We start from the raw sequence: 15,401 nt of genomic DNA, 5'->3' as shown, positions 1-15,401 counted from the left end.
GTCTTTTACTCGTTATATCCAGCCGCGCTCATACTGTTTTGGTCCTTCAATTGTTACACCTAGTTCTTTTGCAGCTGTTCTTGGCCAGTATGGGTCACGTAATAATTCGCGAGCTAAAAATACTAAATCCGCACGCTCATTTTGAAGGATTTCTTCTGCTTGGATACCAGTGGTAATTAATCCCACGGCACCTGTAGAAATTTCGGCACCAATTCTAATCGTTTCTGAGTAGGGAACTTGATAGCCAGGATAAATATCAATATGCGCAGGTACGACTGCCCCTGAGCTTACATCAATTAAATCCACACCTTGTTCCTTCATCCATTGACTAATAAACACGTAATCTAGGGGTGTTAATCCCTCTTCATGATAGTCATTAGCTGAAACGCGGACAAATAGCACACCGTCCCAGACTGTTTTGATTGCTTCAATAATCTCACGAAGGAAGCGATAACGATTTTCAGCAGATCCACCGTATTCATCTGTTCTTTTATTTGTTAGCGGGGAAAGGAACTCATTAATTAAATAGCCGTGCGCACCATGCAGCTCAATCACATCAAAACCCGCTTTAGCTGCCCGTTCAGCAGCCTTTTTAAATGCTTCAACGGTTTCGGCTATATCTTCTTTGGTCATTTCCTTAGGAGTTTTCATTTTTTCATTAAAAGCTAAGGCCGAAGGGGCGAAGCTTTCACCTTCTAGATTTGCCTTTCTACCCGCGTGAGCAAGCTGGATACCTGTCTTAGTCCCATGCTCCTTCATCATGCTGACAAGTTCAGTGAAGCCTTCAATGTGGTCATCACTCCAAATTCCTAGATCCCTAGGTGAAATCCTGCCCTGTGGGGTAACCGCTGTTGCTTCAACGATTATTAATCCAACTTGACCAACAGCTCGGCTTGTATAATGCGTGCGGTGCCAGTTCTGAATATGACCATCTTCGTTATGACTCGAATACATACACATCGGCGCCATTACTATTCGATTTTTAAGGGTAACATCCTTAATCGTAAAAGGGGAAAATAATTTAGCTGACATCATGAGCCTCCTATTAAAAAATTTGTGATTTACTCTTTCTCTCTTAACTCGCTTAATTTATATATTGTACCTCTCCACATGATTCCGCCGCGTTTAAAGGTTAGAAGGCTTGCCCGAATAATCGAATAGATAAACAGCAGGGCAGTTACGGGTAATACTAGAAACATAGAAGGTGAAAATATCGTCATTTTTTTTATTACTAGCAGATAATGAATACCGCTTAATAAAATATTTCCTAAGCTTAATAAGGCTACGGTTTTATCGGAAGAAAATATCGTAATAAAAGGAAGAACATTGGTAATAAAGACACCGAAAATCGCAAAAAGTACCATGCTAACCCGGTAATGTAATCCGGCAAATGTATTCTTTTCGAGTCCAACAAACGCTTCCCGTAAACTCCCGTACCATTCCACCTCAATCAGCTCTAGTGCCGTGACAATCCTTTGACGATAGCCTTCTTTTTTCATTTTCATTCCAAGCTGTAAGTCGTCATCTGGCCGCATTTTCACTCTCTCATGTGTTCCGAAACTCTGATATGCTTCTTTTGAAACCAGGTTAAAGGCACCAATTCCAGTACCAACCTTTGACTTTGGGTTATTGGCAGCCCAAGGTCGTTTAAAATAGGAAAATCCAAACATAAAAAAAGCAATAAAAGATTTTAACCAGAACGGATTCGCACTCAAGTTTGGTGCAGCAGTCAAATGGTCCAGCTCGTGCCTCTCGAAATAATGAAGCGCCTTAGCAAATGTCTCTTTATCAAACTTCACGTCCGCATCAGTAAACAATAGCCATCTTCCAGAAGCCTGAAGGAATCCTTTGTATAAGGCGTTATTTTTTCCAAGCCAGCCTTCAGGCAATTCTTCTATATGAATAACTGTAATCCGCTGATCTTTCTGTTGCAGCTCATCCATTAAAAGCCCTGTGGAATCCGTTGACCGATCATTGACGAGTATCCATTCAACGTTTTTGTAAGTTTGCTCTAATTGGCTGAGGATACTAGATTTTATTTGCCCGGCTTCATTACGGGCTGCAACAATCACCGACAATAAAGGCCCATCCTCCAAGCTTTTTTCTGCCTCTAAAGCCTCTATTTTTCGTAAACCTATGAATCCGTCGATTAGAAAAACTGTCCAGACCAGGATACCCATTGAAAATAATACCGCTAGCATCTTGTAACACTTCCTAGCCTTTTTTTATCCTAGTTTAAATCAATGGAGACAAATTAGGAAGTTGGTTCGGTAACTTCCAGCTGTTCACTTAATGCAGCGCCCATTTTTTTTGATTGCGCCGTTGCAGCTTTAATACACGAAATGAACGCCTGCTGAACTTGATGTTCTTCAAGCACTTTAACCCCAGCCTCAGTTGTTCCGCCTGGGCTTGTTACATCCCTTCGTAACTGCTCAGATGATTTTGCCGAGTTTTTCACCATTTCTGCAGCTCCAATTAATGTTTGTACGATTAATTCACTTGCCATTTCCTTATCGAGTCCAACTTCTACGGCACTTTTTTCCATCGCTTCAATAAGGTAATAAATATAAGCAGGTCCGCTGCCTGAGAGTCCTGTTACAGCGTCTAGCTGCTCTTCTTCAACAAAAGTAGTTAAGCCGACAGTTCCAAAAAGATTTTTCATTAATTCAATCTGATGAGGGGTAACCCGTTCGTTTACAGCAACAGCAGTAGCTGATTTACCAACGGCTGCGGATGTATTTGGCATTGCTCTACCTATGGCAATCGGTAATTTCGCTAATGTTTCAATCGTATTCATGGAGACTCCGGCTAAAACTGAAACCACCAGCATTTTTTCATTCAGATATTCACGAATGGATTGAATAGCCGTTGCGGCATCCTTAGGCTTCATCGATAATATCACGATATCAGCGCCTGCAAACATTTCGTTTAAATCGTAGGTTGTACGAATCCCATACGTATCACCCAGCTTTTTCAGCCTCTCTGCATTTGAATTGTTCGTAACCCAAACATTTTTTCTATCAATCAAACTATTTTCAAGAATGCCTGAAATAAATGCCTCAGCCATCGAACCTGCACCGATAAATGCTAATTTTTTCATGGAAATTTCCTCCTTCAACTTCTTAATAAAATACAAAAAGACCCCTCGTCCAAAAAGGACGAAAGGTCTATGCTTCCGTGGTACCACCTTCATTAACCCCCAAACTAAAAATGCTTTAAGGGTTCACTCGACTCCGGGTAACGTCGGATTTACGTTAGGTTTACCTAAGTGCTCATAAGGCAGGTTCAATGATAAAGAGGGCTGTGAAGTCTTTCAGCCGGTGAACTTCACTCTCTTTTGCCATTATTCATTTACTAGTCTTAGTCATCGCAATTTATTAATCAAATTTTACTAGTGATTATGCAAGATAAAGGTCCGTCTGTCAAGGGGTAAGTTTCTGAATTTTTTATTTATTTTAAATTTAATATGCAAAAATAATGACATTTACTTGGAAAATCGCTACACTTTACATTATATATAATTGTCAAAAAATGTTCACATTCTATTTGAAAATAATGATAGGGGTTTTTTGAATGGCAGAATGGAAGGATGGAATTGCGAAATTGACCATGCCGACTCCTTTTAAGGTCGGGGATGTTAATGCTTATTTAATAAAAGGGGATCGTCTGACACTGGTTGATGCGGGCATTAAAACGAAGGCATCCTGGAATTCTTTCAAAGCACAGCTGGCTGATTTGCATGTAAGCACGGATGATATTGAGCAGGTGATTATTACCCATCATCATGCGGATCATGTTGGGATGCTGGATTTTTTGTCTGATAAGATTGAGGTATATGGTCATCTGCTGAATGAACGATGGATTAAACCAACAGAGGGATTTTTGCAAGAGCAAGAGAATTTTTTTCGTGGATTATTTCTTGAATTTGGGTTACCACAAGAATATTTTCCGTCCCTTTCAACGTTAAGACAGTCATTCAGGTATTCTTGTAACCGTTCATTGACAGGAGAATTGGTTGAAGGAATGGTCCCGCCGGGGTTAAAGGAATGGAGTGTCATTGAGACACCTGGACATGCCCAGAGTCAAATTGCTCTATTTCGAGAAAGAGATGGAATTCTTATTGGCGGGGATTTGATTCTCGCACATATTTCACCCAATCCTCTCTTAGAGACACCAGCGCCAGGCAAAAAAGAAAGACCAAGACCGCAGCTGCAGCATAATGATTCGATGAAAAAGCTGTTGTCTTATCCGATTCAGTTGGTCTACACAGGACATGGGGAGGAAGTCTTTCAATTAAGAGAACTAATTGAAAAAAGACTTCTTCATCAACATGAACGGGCGATGAAGGTTAATAATTGGCTGAAAGAAGAGCAGCAAACCGTATTTGAAATTTGCAAAACTCTTTTTCCTGCTGCGTACAAGCGTGAATTGATCTTGACCTTATCGGAAACAGTGGGACAACTTGACTATTTAGCATCTATCGGCGAGATTAGTAGTAAGGACCATCAACCTGTCCTGTATCAAGCTAGATGAGGTGTGTGTATGGCAAGGGGACAACTTAAGGATAAAAATATTGTTATTACTGGTGCATCTGGGGGAATAGGTGCTGAAATTGCCAAGCTTTGTGCTGCAAGTGGTGCCAACCTTATCTTACTTGCAAGAAGCATAGAAAAGTTAAGGCTGCTGCAAACGGAATTGCAGCAAAAGCATCAAGTTAGGGTGGATGTCCATCAGTTAGACGTCTCTGATACCGACAAAGTGAGGGAAGTTTTCAGCGAAATAACAGCGAAAATTGACCATATTGATATTCTTGTGAATAATGCAGGTTTCGGTGTTTTCCGTGAAGCATATGAGGCAACCATGGACGAAATCAAAGGGATGTTTGAAGTGAATGTTGTCGGGCTGATGGCCTGTACAAGTATGGTGCTTCCTAAAATGCGTGAACGCCGTTTCGGCCATATTATTAATATCGCATCCCAGGCGGGGAAAATCGCCACGCCAAAATCAAGTGTTTATTCGGCTACCAAGCATGCGGTTCTCGGCTATACCAATTCCCTTAGAATGGAGCTTAGTGATTATAATGTTCTGGTCACATCTGTAAATCCAGGACCGATTGCAACAAACTTTTTTAACATTGCTGATGAAAAAGGCACGTATGTTAAAAATGTTCAAAAGTTTATGCTGCAGCCAGAATATGTTGCACAGAAAGTCGTGGACAGCATGTTAACGAAAACGAGAGAAATCAACCTGCCGCGCTGGATGAACATGGGCAGCATCGTTTATGTTCTTTTTCCAAGACTTTTCGAAACAATTGGCAAAAAAGCATTTAACAAAAAGTAAAACCGCCCTGTTTAGCGGTTTTTTTTTGTGGAGTAAATCTTTCATCCTGTTAAAAATTCGTACACTGTATCATTCACAGCTTCGTATAAATCTACAGCAGGCTGTTCGACTTTTATTTGAATAATTCGGTCTGCAAGCTTTTCTAAATCTTCACTGTTCATTGGCAGCGAATCCACTTCGGAATAATATTGTTTAAAGCAATTTTTTATCATTTTGATTATCAATTTTTTCTCCATGTACGTGCACCTCACTCACCATTATACCGTTTTTGCCTCTAGAAAAATAACCATAACCAAGAAACCTGTCAAAAAATTTCCATTGAATAAGAACGTATATTCGCTTAAGATAAGTATATAATAAAAGGAACAGGTGTTCGAAAAATGATAATGGAGGAAAGTCATGGTGGATTACAGCACGTTACCGCACAATCAAATTTTATGTGTTGACATGAAGAGCTTTTATGCAAGCTGTTCCGCTGTCATGCTTGGCCTTAATCCCTTGACTTGCTATCTAGCTGTGGCCGGTAACAAAGAGCGGAATGGAAGTGTTGTGCTTGCTGCTTCCCCTCGTATGAAGAAAGAATTTGGAATTAAAACAGGTTCTAGGTTATTTGAGATTCCCGATGATCCGCGAATTCAAATCGTCGAGCCGAAAATGGCAACTTATTTGCGTATTTCTACTGAAATTACCCGTCTATTTAATCGTTATGTACCAAAGGAAGCCATCCATACGTATAGCGTTGATGAAAGTTTTATCAAAGTGGATGGAGTACTGCATTTGTGGGGAGACGCCTTTACGGTTGCAGCCAAAATAAAGGATGATATTGAACGTGAATTCCAACTTCCCTGTGCAGTTGGAATTGGTCCTAATATGTTATTGTCAAAGCTTTGCCTCGATCTTGAAGCAAAGAAGCATGGAATCGCCGAATGGAAGTATGAGGATGTCCAGAACAAGCTTTGGAATGTTTCTCCGCTAAGAGAGATGTGGGGAATCGGCCGGCGTGTCGAAAAAACATTAAATGGGATGGGCATTTTCACAGTTGGTCAGCTGGCTCGATATGATTTAGAAGCACTGGAAAAGAAATTTGGAATCATGGGCAATCAGCTTTATCATCATGCCTGGGGAGTAGACCTTTCAGACTTGGGAGCACCCCTGATTGAGGGGCAAATCAGCTTTGGAAAAAGTCAAATTCTTTTAAGAGATTATAAAGAGGAGGAAGAAATAAAGCATGTGATTTTAGAAATGTGTGAAGAAGTAGCCCGAAGAGCGAGATCTCGCCGCAAAGCCGGGAGGACAGTCAGCCTGAGTGTTGGCTATAGTCAAGACGAACTTGGCGGCGGCTTTCATCGCTCAAGAACTATCAAGCAGCCGACAAATGTAACCATGGATCTTTACCGTGTTTGTCTCGAGTTATTCCACGAACATTACACAGGAAAGACAGTAAGGCAAATTGCCATTAGTATCGGAAATATCGTTGATGACCGCGAGTTTCAGCTCGATCTTTTTGATATGGGTGCGTATAAGCGGCGGGAGCTTGGCTATGTGGTTGATTCTGTCCGCAGACGCTTTGGTTCAGGTTCCCTGCTGCGGGCTGTTTCCTATACAGCTGCCGGAACAGCTAGGCACCGGGCCACACTTGTTGGAGGACATAAGGGATAAATAGAAAAGCGTAAGCCCCTAGGCACTGGAGCTGGACAACGAGAGAGGAGGGATCGAATGATTCGCGACCGCGGAAGAATCAAATGGGTTTCAATGATGCTTCCCGAGCATGTTAAATTGCTCAGGGATTGGGTAAAAGAAGATCAGTATGAAGAGCAGAAAGAAATGGATGAGCAACAGCTCGAACTCATGAATGCTACCTTATCTGAAGCAATCGAATTCGACCAATTCGTAACCATTACTCATTTTCGAAATCGAAATTATGAACTTGTTATAGGAAAAATTCATTATTGGGACGAAATGACACAAAGGCTTCATATCGTCGATCACTTTGAAGAAGTACACCGCATTCCGATTGCAGCCATTGCGGATATAAGGATTACGGATGTGTAAATATTAGAAAAGAGCTGATCCATTTAAGATCCGCTCTTTTTTGAAGTTACCCAAACTATTAACGGAAGTCCGCCTTAAATTCACCAGTAATTTTTTGGCGGCCGTTATTTTCTTCAAATGATTGCTCCTGTTCTAAGTCGAAACGGTTCATAATTGGTAAATCATTGACAGAGAAGAGGTAAGAGTTTTCTGATGCAGAGTGTTCATACCAGGCCCAGTTTGGAACGACGAAGTAATCGCCTTGTTTCCAATCGAAGCGAACGCCGTTGATTACGGTGAAACCTTCACCTTTGTGTACTTGGTAAACAGTTGAGTGTGTATGGCGTAATGCTTTTGTTTGGAAACCTGCTGGTAAATGCTGCATTCTAGTGCCAAGCGTTGGGTTAGCCGATTTACCTGTAGTTGGGTTAATGTACTCGACTGCAAATCCATGGTGTGGATTTGGATCAAATTCCATCAAGCCTTTAATTCCTTCTACCGTACGATCCCATTTATAATTAGCAAGTGGAGCAACGGTGAATTTATCATCACCAACAGGGCGAACCATGCCGCCTTGATAACGAATCTCTGAAAAGTTATCTGGAATATCTGGCTGCTGTAAACCTTCTTCATAAGGTTCAAAGAAGGTACCGCCGATTGCGTAAAGAGTAGGAATATCTAAAGCATCCATCCAATACATAGGCTCTGTACCTAAATGTTCATGCCCATGCCATAAGCCCTTCGGAGTAATTAAAAAGTCGCCTTCTTCCATGAAAACACGCTGACCCTGTACAATCGTGTATGCACCCGTGCCTTCAGAAATAAAGCGCAATGCACTTTGTGAGTGACGGTGAGAGGGAGCTTTTTCACCTGGTAATAACATTTGAATAGCTGCATAAATCGTTTGAGTAGTAGATCCCCATCCCCAAGGTTCACGATAAGTTAAGCCAGGATTTTGGAAATAGATTGCACGACGTTCACCGCCGCGTTCTGGTGTGAAGATTTGAGCTGCTTCATTCATTTTCTTTTTCAGTAATTCACTGCTCCAAAGATAAGCTTGTGCTTGAGGCTTTGGATTTTTGTGCATAATTGCAGGAATTGCTTCCCAAAGTGGACCTAAGTTGTATTGTTGAATATCTCTCGTGTAATCGGTTACAACGGAGCTTTTCATAAACTCTTGAACTTCTGGATTTACTTCAGCCATTTCACATTCCCCTTTACTATTGAAAATTTATAGAAAAAAGGGGAGCAGCGTATTGCTGCTTGACCCCTTACAATACCTAATTAAACAGTGACTGCCGCTTCTGTTGCCTTTACTTTATTTTCAAGTGCACCAATTTGGTCAATCTCAATTCGAACTACGTCTCCATCTTTTAAGAATTGCGGAGGATTCATAGCAACCCCAACCCCCCCAGGAGTTCCTGTTAATACAACATCTCCAGGCTCTAGTGTCATTAGATTTGATAAGAAAGATACTAATTTTTGAACGGAGAATACTAGATTAGCAGTATTCGTTTTTTGACGGACTTCCCCATTTACTTTAAGTACAACATCTAAGCCGGATGGATTTTGTAATTCATCAGAAGTTACTAAATATGGTCCCATTGGTGCACTGCCGTCTACTGTTTTTCCTTGTAACCATTGAAGAGTGCGTCGTTGAATGTCACGATAAGTTACGTCATTTGTAATGGTATAACCTGCTACATAATCTAATGCATCTTCTTCTGCAACATTGCGTGCCTGTTTGCCAACAACAAAAGTAAACTCTGCTTCATAGTCAAGCTGGTCAGAAATTGGATAGTGTGGAATATCGTCCTCAGGCCCTAAAATGGTATTAGCAAATTTCGCGAAAATAACTGGGTCCGATGGGAGCGCGCGGCCCATTTCTAAAATGTGCTCACGGTAGTTGTGACCCACACAAATAATTTTTCCTGGTTTTTGAACAGGTGCTTCTACCTTAACTTCCTCGAGTGTGTAAATTGCTTTTTTATCGAAGCTTTCAGGATTAGCAAGAATGAAATCGATTGCATTTTGAGCTAGTTCCAGCGATTCTTTACCACCTTGGTATAACTCATCTGTATTTTCTGGTACATATGCTTTTGCAATTGCTTCGTATCGGTACTTTCCTTCTGCTTTTAACTGTGCTTGGTAAGCATAGTTTAAGTCGATTACTTTGTTATCAACGATTGCCCCTGCACGTGTGTGTCCAGCGACAGTAAAATTAATAAGTTTCATGGTTGTCCTCCTTGATTTCACTAATTATGAAATTAGTTCACTATTTATAAAAAATATTAAAAGATTTCAAAAGGATTGTCAATATTATTTATTTTCAGAAAAGGGTAATTTTTTTGTTGACGAAACACTGAAAAATGATTTAAGGTTTTCTTATCGGTTAACTAAGTTCTCTATTTGTGGAAGTCGATAACTTGATCAAGGGGGAAATGTCAATGACTAATGTAAGCGACATCATTATAGTAGGTGGAGGAATCGGTGGTTTAGCAGCAGCACTATCAATTCAAGAAACAGGTAAATCAGTAGCAGTTTTTGAGCAAGCACCTGAATTTGGTGAAGTAGGTGCAGGGATCCAGTTAGCACCAAATGCGTTAGAAGTTTTAGACCGTTTAGGTGTAAAGGAAGAAATCTTAAAGCATGCGGTAGTACCAAAACGTCTGGTACTAAAAGATGTATATACAGCAAAAGAATTAGCAACTCTTGATTTAGGGGAAGGTTTCCAAAAAGAATTCGGTCAGCCCTATATCGTATTGCATCGCTCTGACTTACACAGAGTTCTTTATGAAGCATGTCAAAAAAGCAGTAATATCAAATTCTTTACAAACCAAATGATTCAAACGGCAGAACAAAATGGTGATACGGTAACAATTGTTAACCAAAATGGTGAAACGTATAGTGCAGAAGCAGTTATTGGTGCGGATGGGGTAAAATCAAACATGCGTAAGCAGCTAGTTGATGATAATCCAGTAAACTCTGCATATGTAGCTTACCGTGGAACGATTCCAATCGAAGAAGTGGCTAGTACTGCAAATTTAGACTTAGATGATGTTATCATGTGGATTGGACCAAACTTGCACATGGTGCAATACCCAGTTCGACGTGGAGAGCTTTACAACCAAGTAGTAGTATTTAAATCATATGATGCTAATGTAGAAGACTGGGGAACTCCAGAAGAAATGACAAGCCGTTTTGAAAATTGTCATCCAAAAGTTGAGAACGCTTTAACTTACATTAACCGACAATTCCGTTGGCAGATGTATGACCGTGAACCAATCGACAATTGGACAAATGGCAACATTACGCTATTAGGAGATTCTGGTCATGCCATGCTTCAATATTTAGCCCAAGGCGGCGTTCAAGCACTCGAGGATGCATTTGTATTAGGTGAGAAGTTAAAAGAACATAAAACCTACGAGGAAGCATTTAAAGCATACCAAGATATTCGAATTCCACGTTCTGCAATGGTACAAGGATCAGCTCGCAGATGGGGAGAAATTATTCATGCTGAGGATCCAACTGCACTAGCACTTCGTAACTTTATTTTCGAACATCACAAACCAACGGATTACAATGTTGTTGATTTCCTATATGGTTATTTCAAGAAAAATTATGAACGTGTAAATTGCTAATTAAAATAAAACGCGTTAGAGCTGGCTCTAACGCATTTTTTAAATTTTTGTTTTAAGTGAATTGAAGGAGGACGTAAACGTTGGCAACGGCAGTACTGAATGAAAAATTAGAAGTATTTAAAAAGAGTATAGATGATATTACAACGGTTTTGAAAAAAACGGATGAGGCTGCACTTTATGTGAAACCATCTGAAACAGAATGGTCCGCAATGCAAATAGTTTCTCATGTTTTAGAAGCTGTAGATTTTTGGGTTTATGATTTGGAAGCACTACTAGTGGTTCCAGGAGCAAAATGGGGACGTAATCACGAACATGTACGTCGGTTAGCCGCTGTAGATGAAAACGTTGTATTTCGAATTAAGAAAGAGGATGCCATCACTGCGCTACAAAACTTAGTCCCGAAAGTAGAGAAAGCTCTTGTAAAAGTGGAAGAAGAGGATTTAGTAAAAACAGCACCAAGCTATAATCCAAACTTTGACGGAAAACCTTTATCATTTTTAGTCGACCATTTAATCGTTAAGCATGTAACGGGTCATTACGGGCAACTCGTTCGTCATTTAGAAAAAGTTCAGTAAGTTGAAAAATATAGTACTCAAAAAAAGGACTCCTTTGAGGAAGTCCTTTTCTGTTGTTTGCATTAATCCTCTTTTACAACTCGCACTTGAGAGTCAAATTTCCCTTTATGAGAACCATCGCAAAAAGGTTTGTTGTTGGAAAGCCCGCAACGGCAAAGAGAAAAGGCAGGCTTTGTTTCCATTACATTTCCAGCTCCATCCAGCAATTCCACCTCACCAGTAATCCGCAGTGAACCATTATCATTTACTTTAATTTGAATCTTCGACATCTCCTGACACTCCTTTAAAAGTATTATTTTCAGAATATATTGAATAGTGAGGAAACGCAAGTAATCAAAAACAATAGCTGCAATAAAAAATTATGTTACAATCATCGTATGTCAACGGGGGGGAGTTTTAAACATGGTGATTATGATAACTGCTGCAGCAACTGAGAAACTTAATAAACGAATTAATGGCCGTGAAGGCTATTTGAAACTAAAGTATGACACAGAGGATTGCGGATGTGCCGTAAACGGTGTAATCGCCTTGTGGTTTGTACCGGAACTTGATGCTGACGATATTACGTTCGAGACAAATGGACGAAACATTTATATAGAAAAGTCAAAAACAGTTTTCTTTGATGAAAAGATGACAATTGATTTTTCAATTGCAAGTAATACCTTTCAACTAAAAAGTCCACAGCAAATCTTAAACGGATACATGAGTTTTGTTGTGACAGAAAAAGCAGACTGACCCACTTGGTAAAGGGTTCCGTTTTCGGGTGCTTTCTTATTTAAAAGACACAAGAATTGACGTGTGAATTTGGAATAAGTCTTTTATCAGTTGGGGGATAAGGTTAAAGCAGCGCTAATAAATAGGCGGAAAAATTCCGCTTAATTCGTTTTTATTATTAAAAAAGGCTTAAATAGACGGAGAGATTCCGCCTATTGGCTCGAGAAATTCGAAAATGGGAGATTTTTCTTTGAATAAGCGGAAAACCTCCCCTTATTTACCCCAAAACGAGCTTCATTCTGCATATAACCGGAAAATCTCCGCTTATGTTTTATTTTTGCTGGGTACTCGATTAAGGACAAGACATCTTTTAAGAAAATTACCTCGAAACGGAACCCTAACCCACTTGGGCAGTCTGCTTTTTCGAAACGCAGATAAAAAGAAATTCTATCATGTGTTTATGCATTCTCAACGTATTTAGACAAAAATTTATCAATGACTCTGCGATAATCATCAGGATTTTCGTTAAAAGACTGAGCATGGCGGCCCTTTGCAGCGAGATAAAGCATTTTTGGACCTTGCTTTTTCTCATATAATTCCTTCGTCATGGCTGGAAGAATAAAATCATCGTTTTCGCTGTGAATAAAAAGAATAGGATGTTTAATATTTTCAATAACTGAGATGGGTGAGACATGACGGATCGAATATTTTTCACGAAAGCGTAAAATAAAATCTGCAATCGGAATTAACAGCGAAGGAATCATCTTGTATTCTTTTTTGAGTTGATAAGAAAGCTGCTCTTTCAGGTCAGAGAACGGGCAGTCTGCAATATAAAAATCAGCACCATCCTCAAGCATTCCAGCATACAACAGCATCGTAGCCGCTCCCATTGATTCACCATGGATACCGAGTGTAAGAGTCGGTCCCTTCTCCTTTTTCAGCCAATCAATAACGGCTTTTAAATCAAACTTTTCATAGTGACCAAAGCTGGTTGTTTTTCCCCCAGACTCTCCGTGGCGCCGATGGTCGTAAATGATGGCATTAAATCCTCGCTCTAAAAAAAGATTCATATATTTTATTGAATTAATTTTTGTTTCTGTCACACCATGGGAGATAATCACATAGCGATTGGACTCGTGCGGCTCAACCAGCAGAGCTTTTATAGGATAGCCGAAGGGTGACTCAATGATAACCTCGCGTTTAGCAAGTGACTCGAAATGTTCGGGAATGAATCTCCCCGCTTCCTGTTCTCGCTGTACAATAAATTGCTCATCCTTCTTCTTCATATACATAAGCCGATTAGTAAAATAAAAACCTAAAGAAAATGTAAATAAGAATGAAAGTAAAAGAGCTCGTAACGCTTTTCTCACAAATACACCTCCAAAAGGTCCTCAAATAGTAATTATTTGGTAACATTGGCTTTTATTTTAACATAGGAAAAGCCGCTAACTCCATTTAGCGGCTTAATGAATATTAATTATTGCTCAGCATTTTGTCTCTTAGTAGGATGAATTGCTTTTTCTATTTCCTCGGCAGAAATCATTCGCTTTCCTGTACCTGCAGATTCGGCGTAATCCTTACCTTTTTGGCTGAATCCTTTATCTCGTTTTTGGCTCATAATCGTCAGACTCCCTTCGAAGTGGTTTCATTTAATAAGGTGCTTATATGGGAGCTTGATTATTCATGTAAAAAAACTATAACGGTTGGGCAAGAGGCTTGAAATAGCCGCTTTCAATCTGCCTCTATCGAGGAGGGAGGAAGGAAGAAAGATTTCATTTCTAGAGGTATTAAATTCTAAAAAATCAAAAATAAATGAAATTTTGACAAAATAAGAGGATTTTCTGTGTCCGGGCTCGAAATAGTATAAGGTAATAATACATAAAAGGAGAGGTAAAAAATGAGCCAAACAGAAGTAGTAATTGTTAGCGCAGTACGTACAGCATTAGGAAGTTTTAACGGAAGTTTAAAAAATGTATCAGCACCTGAATTAGGGGCAACTGTTATCAAGGGAGCACTCGAACAAGCAGGCATAAAACCAGAACAAGTGGACGAAGTTATTTTAGGAAATGTGCTGCAGGCTGGTCTTGGTCAAAACCCTGCAAGACAAGCTGCTATCAGAGCAGGAATACCTGAAAGTGTTTCCTCAATGACAATCAATAAAGTCTGCGGATCAGGATTAAAGGCTGTTCACCTGGCGACTCAGGCAATTCTAGCAGGGGATGCTGAAATTGTTGTTGCTGGTGGAATGGAGAACATGAACCAAGCTCCTTACATATTAAAAAATGCCCGTGAAGGCTTTAAAATGGGTGATCAAAAATTAATAGATACTATGACTAGCGACGGATTGACTTGTGTTTTTAATCAATATCATATGGGAATTACAGCTGAAAACTTGGCAGAAAAATATTCCATTACGAGGGAAGAGCAGGATCAATTCTCTGCATGGAGTCAAGAGAAAGCTGTTAAGGCAATTGAGGAAGGTAAGTTTAAAGATGAGATTGTCCCTGTTGTCATTCCTCAGCGTAAAGGAGATCCAATTGTTTTTGATACGGATGAGTATCCGAAAAAGGGCAGCACAGCCGAAAAACTTGCCGGATTACGTCCAGCCTTCAAAAAAGATGGCAGTGTAACAGCTGGAAATGCATCCGGAATCAATGATGGAGCAGCAATTTTAGTTGTGATGAGCAGGAAAAAAGCGGACGAACTAGGGATAAAGCCATTAGTAGTGATTAAAGGAAATGCAAGTGCTGGTGTTGATCCAAGCATTATGGGAATCGGTCCAGTTCCAGCGGTAAAAAAGGTTCTGGAAAAAACGTCTATTGCTATGGAAGAGCTCGAGTTAATTGAAGCGAATGAGGCATTTGCTGCCCAATCACTGGCTGTTGACCGTGAACTTCATTTTAATAAAGAAATATTAAATGTTAATGGCGGTGCGATTGCACTAGGTCACCCAATTGGCGCAAGCGGTGCAAGAATTCTTGTAACGCTGATTCATGAAATGAAACGGAGAAACGCACAAAAGGGATTGGCAACACTTTGTATTGGCGGCGGTCAAGGGGTAGCAACGATCGTTGAGCTAGCGTAAAGCTTAAAAATGAGG

The 15,401-nt window shown here is 40.0% G+C and carries 17 protein-coding genes and 1 other annotated feature; of the genes, 8 read left to right on the top strand and 9 right to left on the bottom strand.

The window, feature by feature from the left end; translation table 11 throughout:
• Positions 1-12: 12 nt before the first annotated feature.
• From namA to proC, 3 genes are all read right to left on the bottom strand, one after another.
• Positions 13-1,032, bottom strand: coding sequence for an NADPH dehydrogenase NamA (gene namA / locus ACY3XC_RS02245; protein WP_179157027.1), 1,020 nt, complete (start codon positions 1,030-1,032; stop codon positions 13-15).
• 29 nt (positions 1,033-1,061) lie between these two features.
• The gene (locus ACY3XC_RS02240) at positions 1,062-2,201 is read right to left on the bottom strand and encodes a glycosyltransferase family 2 protein (RefSeq protein ID WP_464867106.1); all 1,140 of its coding nucleotides are present in this window, start codon (positions 2,199-2,201) and stop codon (positions 1,062-1,064) included.
• Positions 2,202-2,254: 53 nt separating this feature from the next.
• Positions 2,255-3,193: a pyrroline-5-carboxylate reductase gene (gene proC / locus ACY3XC_RS02235; protein ID WP_464867105.1), complete on the bottom strand. Its 939-nt coding sequence runs from the start codon at positions 3,191-3,193 to the stop codon at positions 2,255-2,257.
• Positions 3,152-3,377: a binding site (T-box leader), on the bottom strand. It overlaps the preceding gene by 42 nt.
• Before the next feature lie 196 nt (positions 3,378-3,573).
• On the opposite strand from proC, the gene ACY3XC_RS02230 reads away from it, so the two are divergent.
• Together ACY3XC_RS02230 and ACY3XC_RS02225 are read left to right on the top strand one after the other, a co-directional pair.
• Positions 3,574-4,533, top strand: a complete 960-nt coding sequence (locus tag ACY3XC_RS02230; RefSeq protein ID WP_464867104.1) for an MBL fold metallo-hydrolase — start codon at positions 3,574-3,576, stop codon at positions 4,531-4,533.
• 9 nt (positions 4,534-4,542) lie between these two features.
• The gene (locus tag ACY3XC_RS02225) at positions 4,543-5,340 is read left to right on the top strand and encodes an SDR family NAD(P)-dependent oxidoreductase (RefSeq protein WP_464867103.1); all 798 of its coding nucleotides are present in this window, start codon (positions 4,543-4,545) and stop codon (positions 5,338-5,340) included.
• A gap of 41 nt (positions 5,341-5,381) precedes the next feature.
• Here the strand turns inward: ACY3XC_RS02225 and ACY3XC_RS02220 are convergent, their stop codons facing one another.
• The gene (locus ACY3XC_RS02220) at positions 5,382-5,576 is read right to left on the bottom strand and encodes a YqzH family protein (RefSeq protein WP_464867102.1); all 195 of its coding nucleotides are present in this window, start codon (positions 5,574-5,576) and stop codon (positions 5,382-5,384) included.
• Between the two features lie 163 nt (positions 5,577-5,739).
• Between ACY3XC_RS02220 and ACY3XC_RS02215 the strand changes: the two genes are divergently transcribed.
• Together ACY3XC_RS02215 and ACY3XC_RS02210 are read left to right on the top strand one after the other, a co-directional pair.
• Positions 5,740-6,999, top strand: a complete 1,260-nt coding sequence (locus ACY3XC_RS02215) for a Y-family DNA polymerase (RefSeq protein WP_464867101.1) — start codon at positions 5,740-5,742, stop codon at positions 6,997-6,999.
• A gap of 57 nt (positions 7,000-7,056) precedes the next feature.
• Positions 7,057-7,392 (top strand): YolD-like family protein, encoded by a 336-nt coding sequence (locus tag ACY3XC_RS02210; protein WP_179157020.1) that lies wholly within the window; start codon positions 7,057-7,059, stop codon positions 7,390-7,392.
• 58 nt (positions 7,393-7,450) lie between these two features.
• Here the strand turns inward: ACY3XC_RS02210 and ACY3XC_RS02205 are convergent, their stop codons facing one another.
• Both ACY3XC_RS02205 and ACY3XC_RS02200 read right to left on the bottom strand, forming a co-directional pair.
• Entirely contained in the window at positions 7,451-8,575 is a 1,125-nt protein-coding gene (locus ACY3XC_RS02205; RefSeq protein ID WP_464867100.1) for a cupin domain-containing protein, read from the bottom strand.
• A gap of 80 nt (positions 8,576-8,655) precedes the next feature.
• Positions 8,656-9,606: a fumarylacetoacetate hydrolase family protein gene (locus tag ACY3XC_RS02200; protein WP_464867099.1), complete on the bottom strand. Its 951-nt coding sequence runs from the start codon at positions 9,604-9,606 to the stop codon at positions 8,656-8,658.
• Between the two features lie 212 nt (positions 9,607-9,818).
• On the opposite strand from ACY3XC_RS02200, the gene ACY3XC_RS02195 reads away from it, so the two are divergent.
• Together ACY3XC_RS02195 and ACY3XC_RS02190 are read left to right on the top strand one after the other, a co-directional pair.
• A complete protein-coding gene (locus tag ACY3XC_RS02195) occupies positions 9,819-11,012 on the top strand; it encodes an FAD-dependent monooxygenase (RefSeq protein ID WP_464867098.1) in 1,194 nt (397 codons plus the stop codon).
• Between the two features lie 80 nt (positions 11,013-11,092).
• Positions 11,093-11,587: a DinB family protein gene (locus ACY3XC_RS02190; RefSeq protein ID WP_464867097.1), complete on the top strand. Its 495-nt coding sequence runs from the start codon at positions 11,093-11,095 to the stop codon at positions 11,585-11,587.
• A 62-nt stretch (positions 11,588-11,649) separates the two neighbouring features.
• Here the strand turns inward: ACY3XC_RS02190 and ACY3XC_RS02185 are convergent, their stop codons facing one another.
• Positions 11,650-11,856, bottom strand: a complete 207-nt coding sequence (locus tag ACY3XC_RS02185) for a CDGSH iron-sulfur domain-containing protein (RefSeq protein WP_179157015.1) — start codon at positions 11,854-11,856, stop codon at positions 11,650-11,652.
• Positions 11,857-11,989: 133 nt separating this feature from the next.
• Here ACY3XC_RS02185 and ACY3XC_RS02180 point away from each other — a divergent pair, with 133 nt between their 5' ends.
• Positions 11,990-12,322, top strand: a complete 333-nt coding sequence (locus ACY3XC_RS02180) for an iron-sulfur cluster biosynthesis family protein (protein WP_464867096.1) — start codon at positions 11,990-11,992, stop codon at positions 12,320-12,322.
• Between the two features lie 437 nt (positions 12,323-12,759).
• On the opposite strand, the gene ACY3XC_RS02175 is transcribed toward ACY3XC_RS02180, so the two are convergent.
• Both ACY3XC_RS02175 and ACY3XC_RS02170 read right to left on the bottom strand, forming a co-directional pair.
• Positions 12,760-13,671, bottom strand: coding sequence for an alpha/beta hydrolase (locus ACY3XC_RS02175; RefSeq protein ID WP_464867095.1), 912 nt, complete (start codon positions 13,669-13,671; stop codon positions 12,760-12,762).
• 107 nt (positions 13,672-13,778) lie between these two features.
• A complete protein-coding gene (locus ACY3XC_RS02170; protein WP_179157011.1) occupies positions 13,779-13,919 on the bottom strand; it encodes a hypothetical protein in 141 nt (46 codons plus the stop codon).
• A 279-nt stretch (positions 13,920-14,198) separates the two neighbouring features.
• On the opposite strand from ACY3XC_RS02170, the gene ACY3XC_RS02165 reads away from it, so the two are divergent.
• Complete coding sequence (locus ACY3XC_RS02165; RefSeq protein WP_464867094.1) at positions 14,199-15,386, top strand: acetyl-CoA C-acetyltransferase; 1,188 nt, start codon at positions 14,199-14,201, stop codon at positions 15,384-15,386.
• Positions 15,387-15,401 lie beyond the last annotated feature (15 nt).

The organism is Bacillus sp. CZDM1 (assembly GCF_055502545.1).
Note: the sequence above shows the minus strand (reverse complement) of the source record. Positions and strands in the feature narration are given on the sequence as shown.

Coding starts and splice junctions, on each gene's coding strand:
- namA (WP_179157027.1), bottom strand. CDS start 1,032: ATGTCAGCTAAATTATTTTCCCCTTTTACGATTAAGGATGTTACCCTT.
- ACY3XC_RS02240 (WP_464867106.1), bottom strand. CDS start 2,201: ATGCTAGCGGTATTATTTTCAATGGGTATCCTGGTCTGGACAGTTTTT.
- proC (WP_464867105.1), bottom strand. CDS start 3,193: ATGAAGGTGGTACCACGGAAGCATAGACCTTTCGTCCTTTTTGGACGA.
- ACY3XC_RS02230 (WP_464867104.1), top strand. CDS start 3,574: ATGGCAGAATGGAAGGATGGAATTGCGAAATTGACCATGCCGACTCCT.
- ACY3XC_RS02225 (WP_464867103.1), top strand. CDS start 4,543: ATGGCAAGGGGACAACTTAAGGATAAAAATATTGTTATTACTGGTGCA.
- ACY3XC_RS02220 (WP_464867102.1), bottom strand. CDS start 5,576: ATGGAGAAAAAATTGATAATCAAAATGATAAAAAATTGCTTTAAACAA.
- ACY3XC_RS02215 (WP_464867101.1), top strand. CDS start 5,740: ATGGTGGATTACAGCACGTTACCGCACAATCAAATTTTATGTGTTGAC.
- ACY3XC_RS02210 (WP_179157020.1), top strand. CDS start 7,057: ATGATTCGCGACCGCGGAAGAATCAAATGGGTTTCAATGATGCTTCCC.
- ACY3XC_RS02205 (WP_464867100.1), bottom strand. CDS start 8,575: ATGGCTGAAGTAAATCCAGAAGTTCAAGAGTTTATGAAAAGCTCCGTT.
- ACY3XC_RS02200 (WP_464867099.1), bottom strand. CDS start 9,606: ATGAAACTTATTAATTTTACTGTCGCTGGACACACACGTGCAGGGGCA.
- ACY3XC_RS02195 (WP_464867098.1), top strand. CDS start 9,819: ATGACTAATGTAAGCGACATCATTATAGTAGGTGGAGGAATCGGTGGT.
- ACY3XC_RS02185 (WP_179157015.1), bottom strand. CDS start 11,856: ATGTCGAAGATTCAAATTAAAGTAAATGATAATGGTTCACTGCGGATT.
- ACY3XC_RS02180 (WP_464867096.1), top strand. CDS start 11,990: ATGGTGATTATGATAACTGCTGCAGCAACTGAGAAACTTAATAAACGA.
- ACY3XC_RS02170 (WP_179157011.1), bottom strand. CDS start 13,919: ATGAGCCAAAAACGAGATAAAGGATTCAGCCAAAAAGGTAAGGATTAC.
- ACY3XC_RS02165 (WP_464867094.1), top strand. CDS start 14,199: ATGAGCCAAACAGAAGTAGTAATTGTTAGCGCAGTACGTACAGCATTA.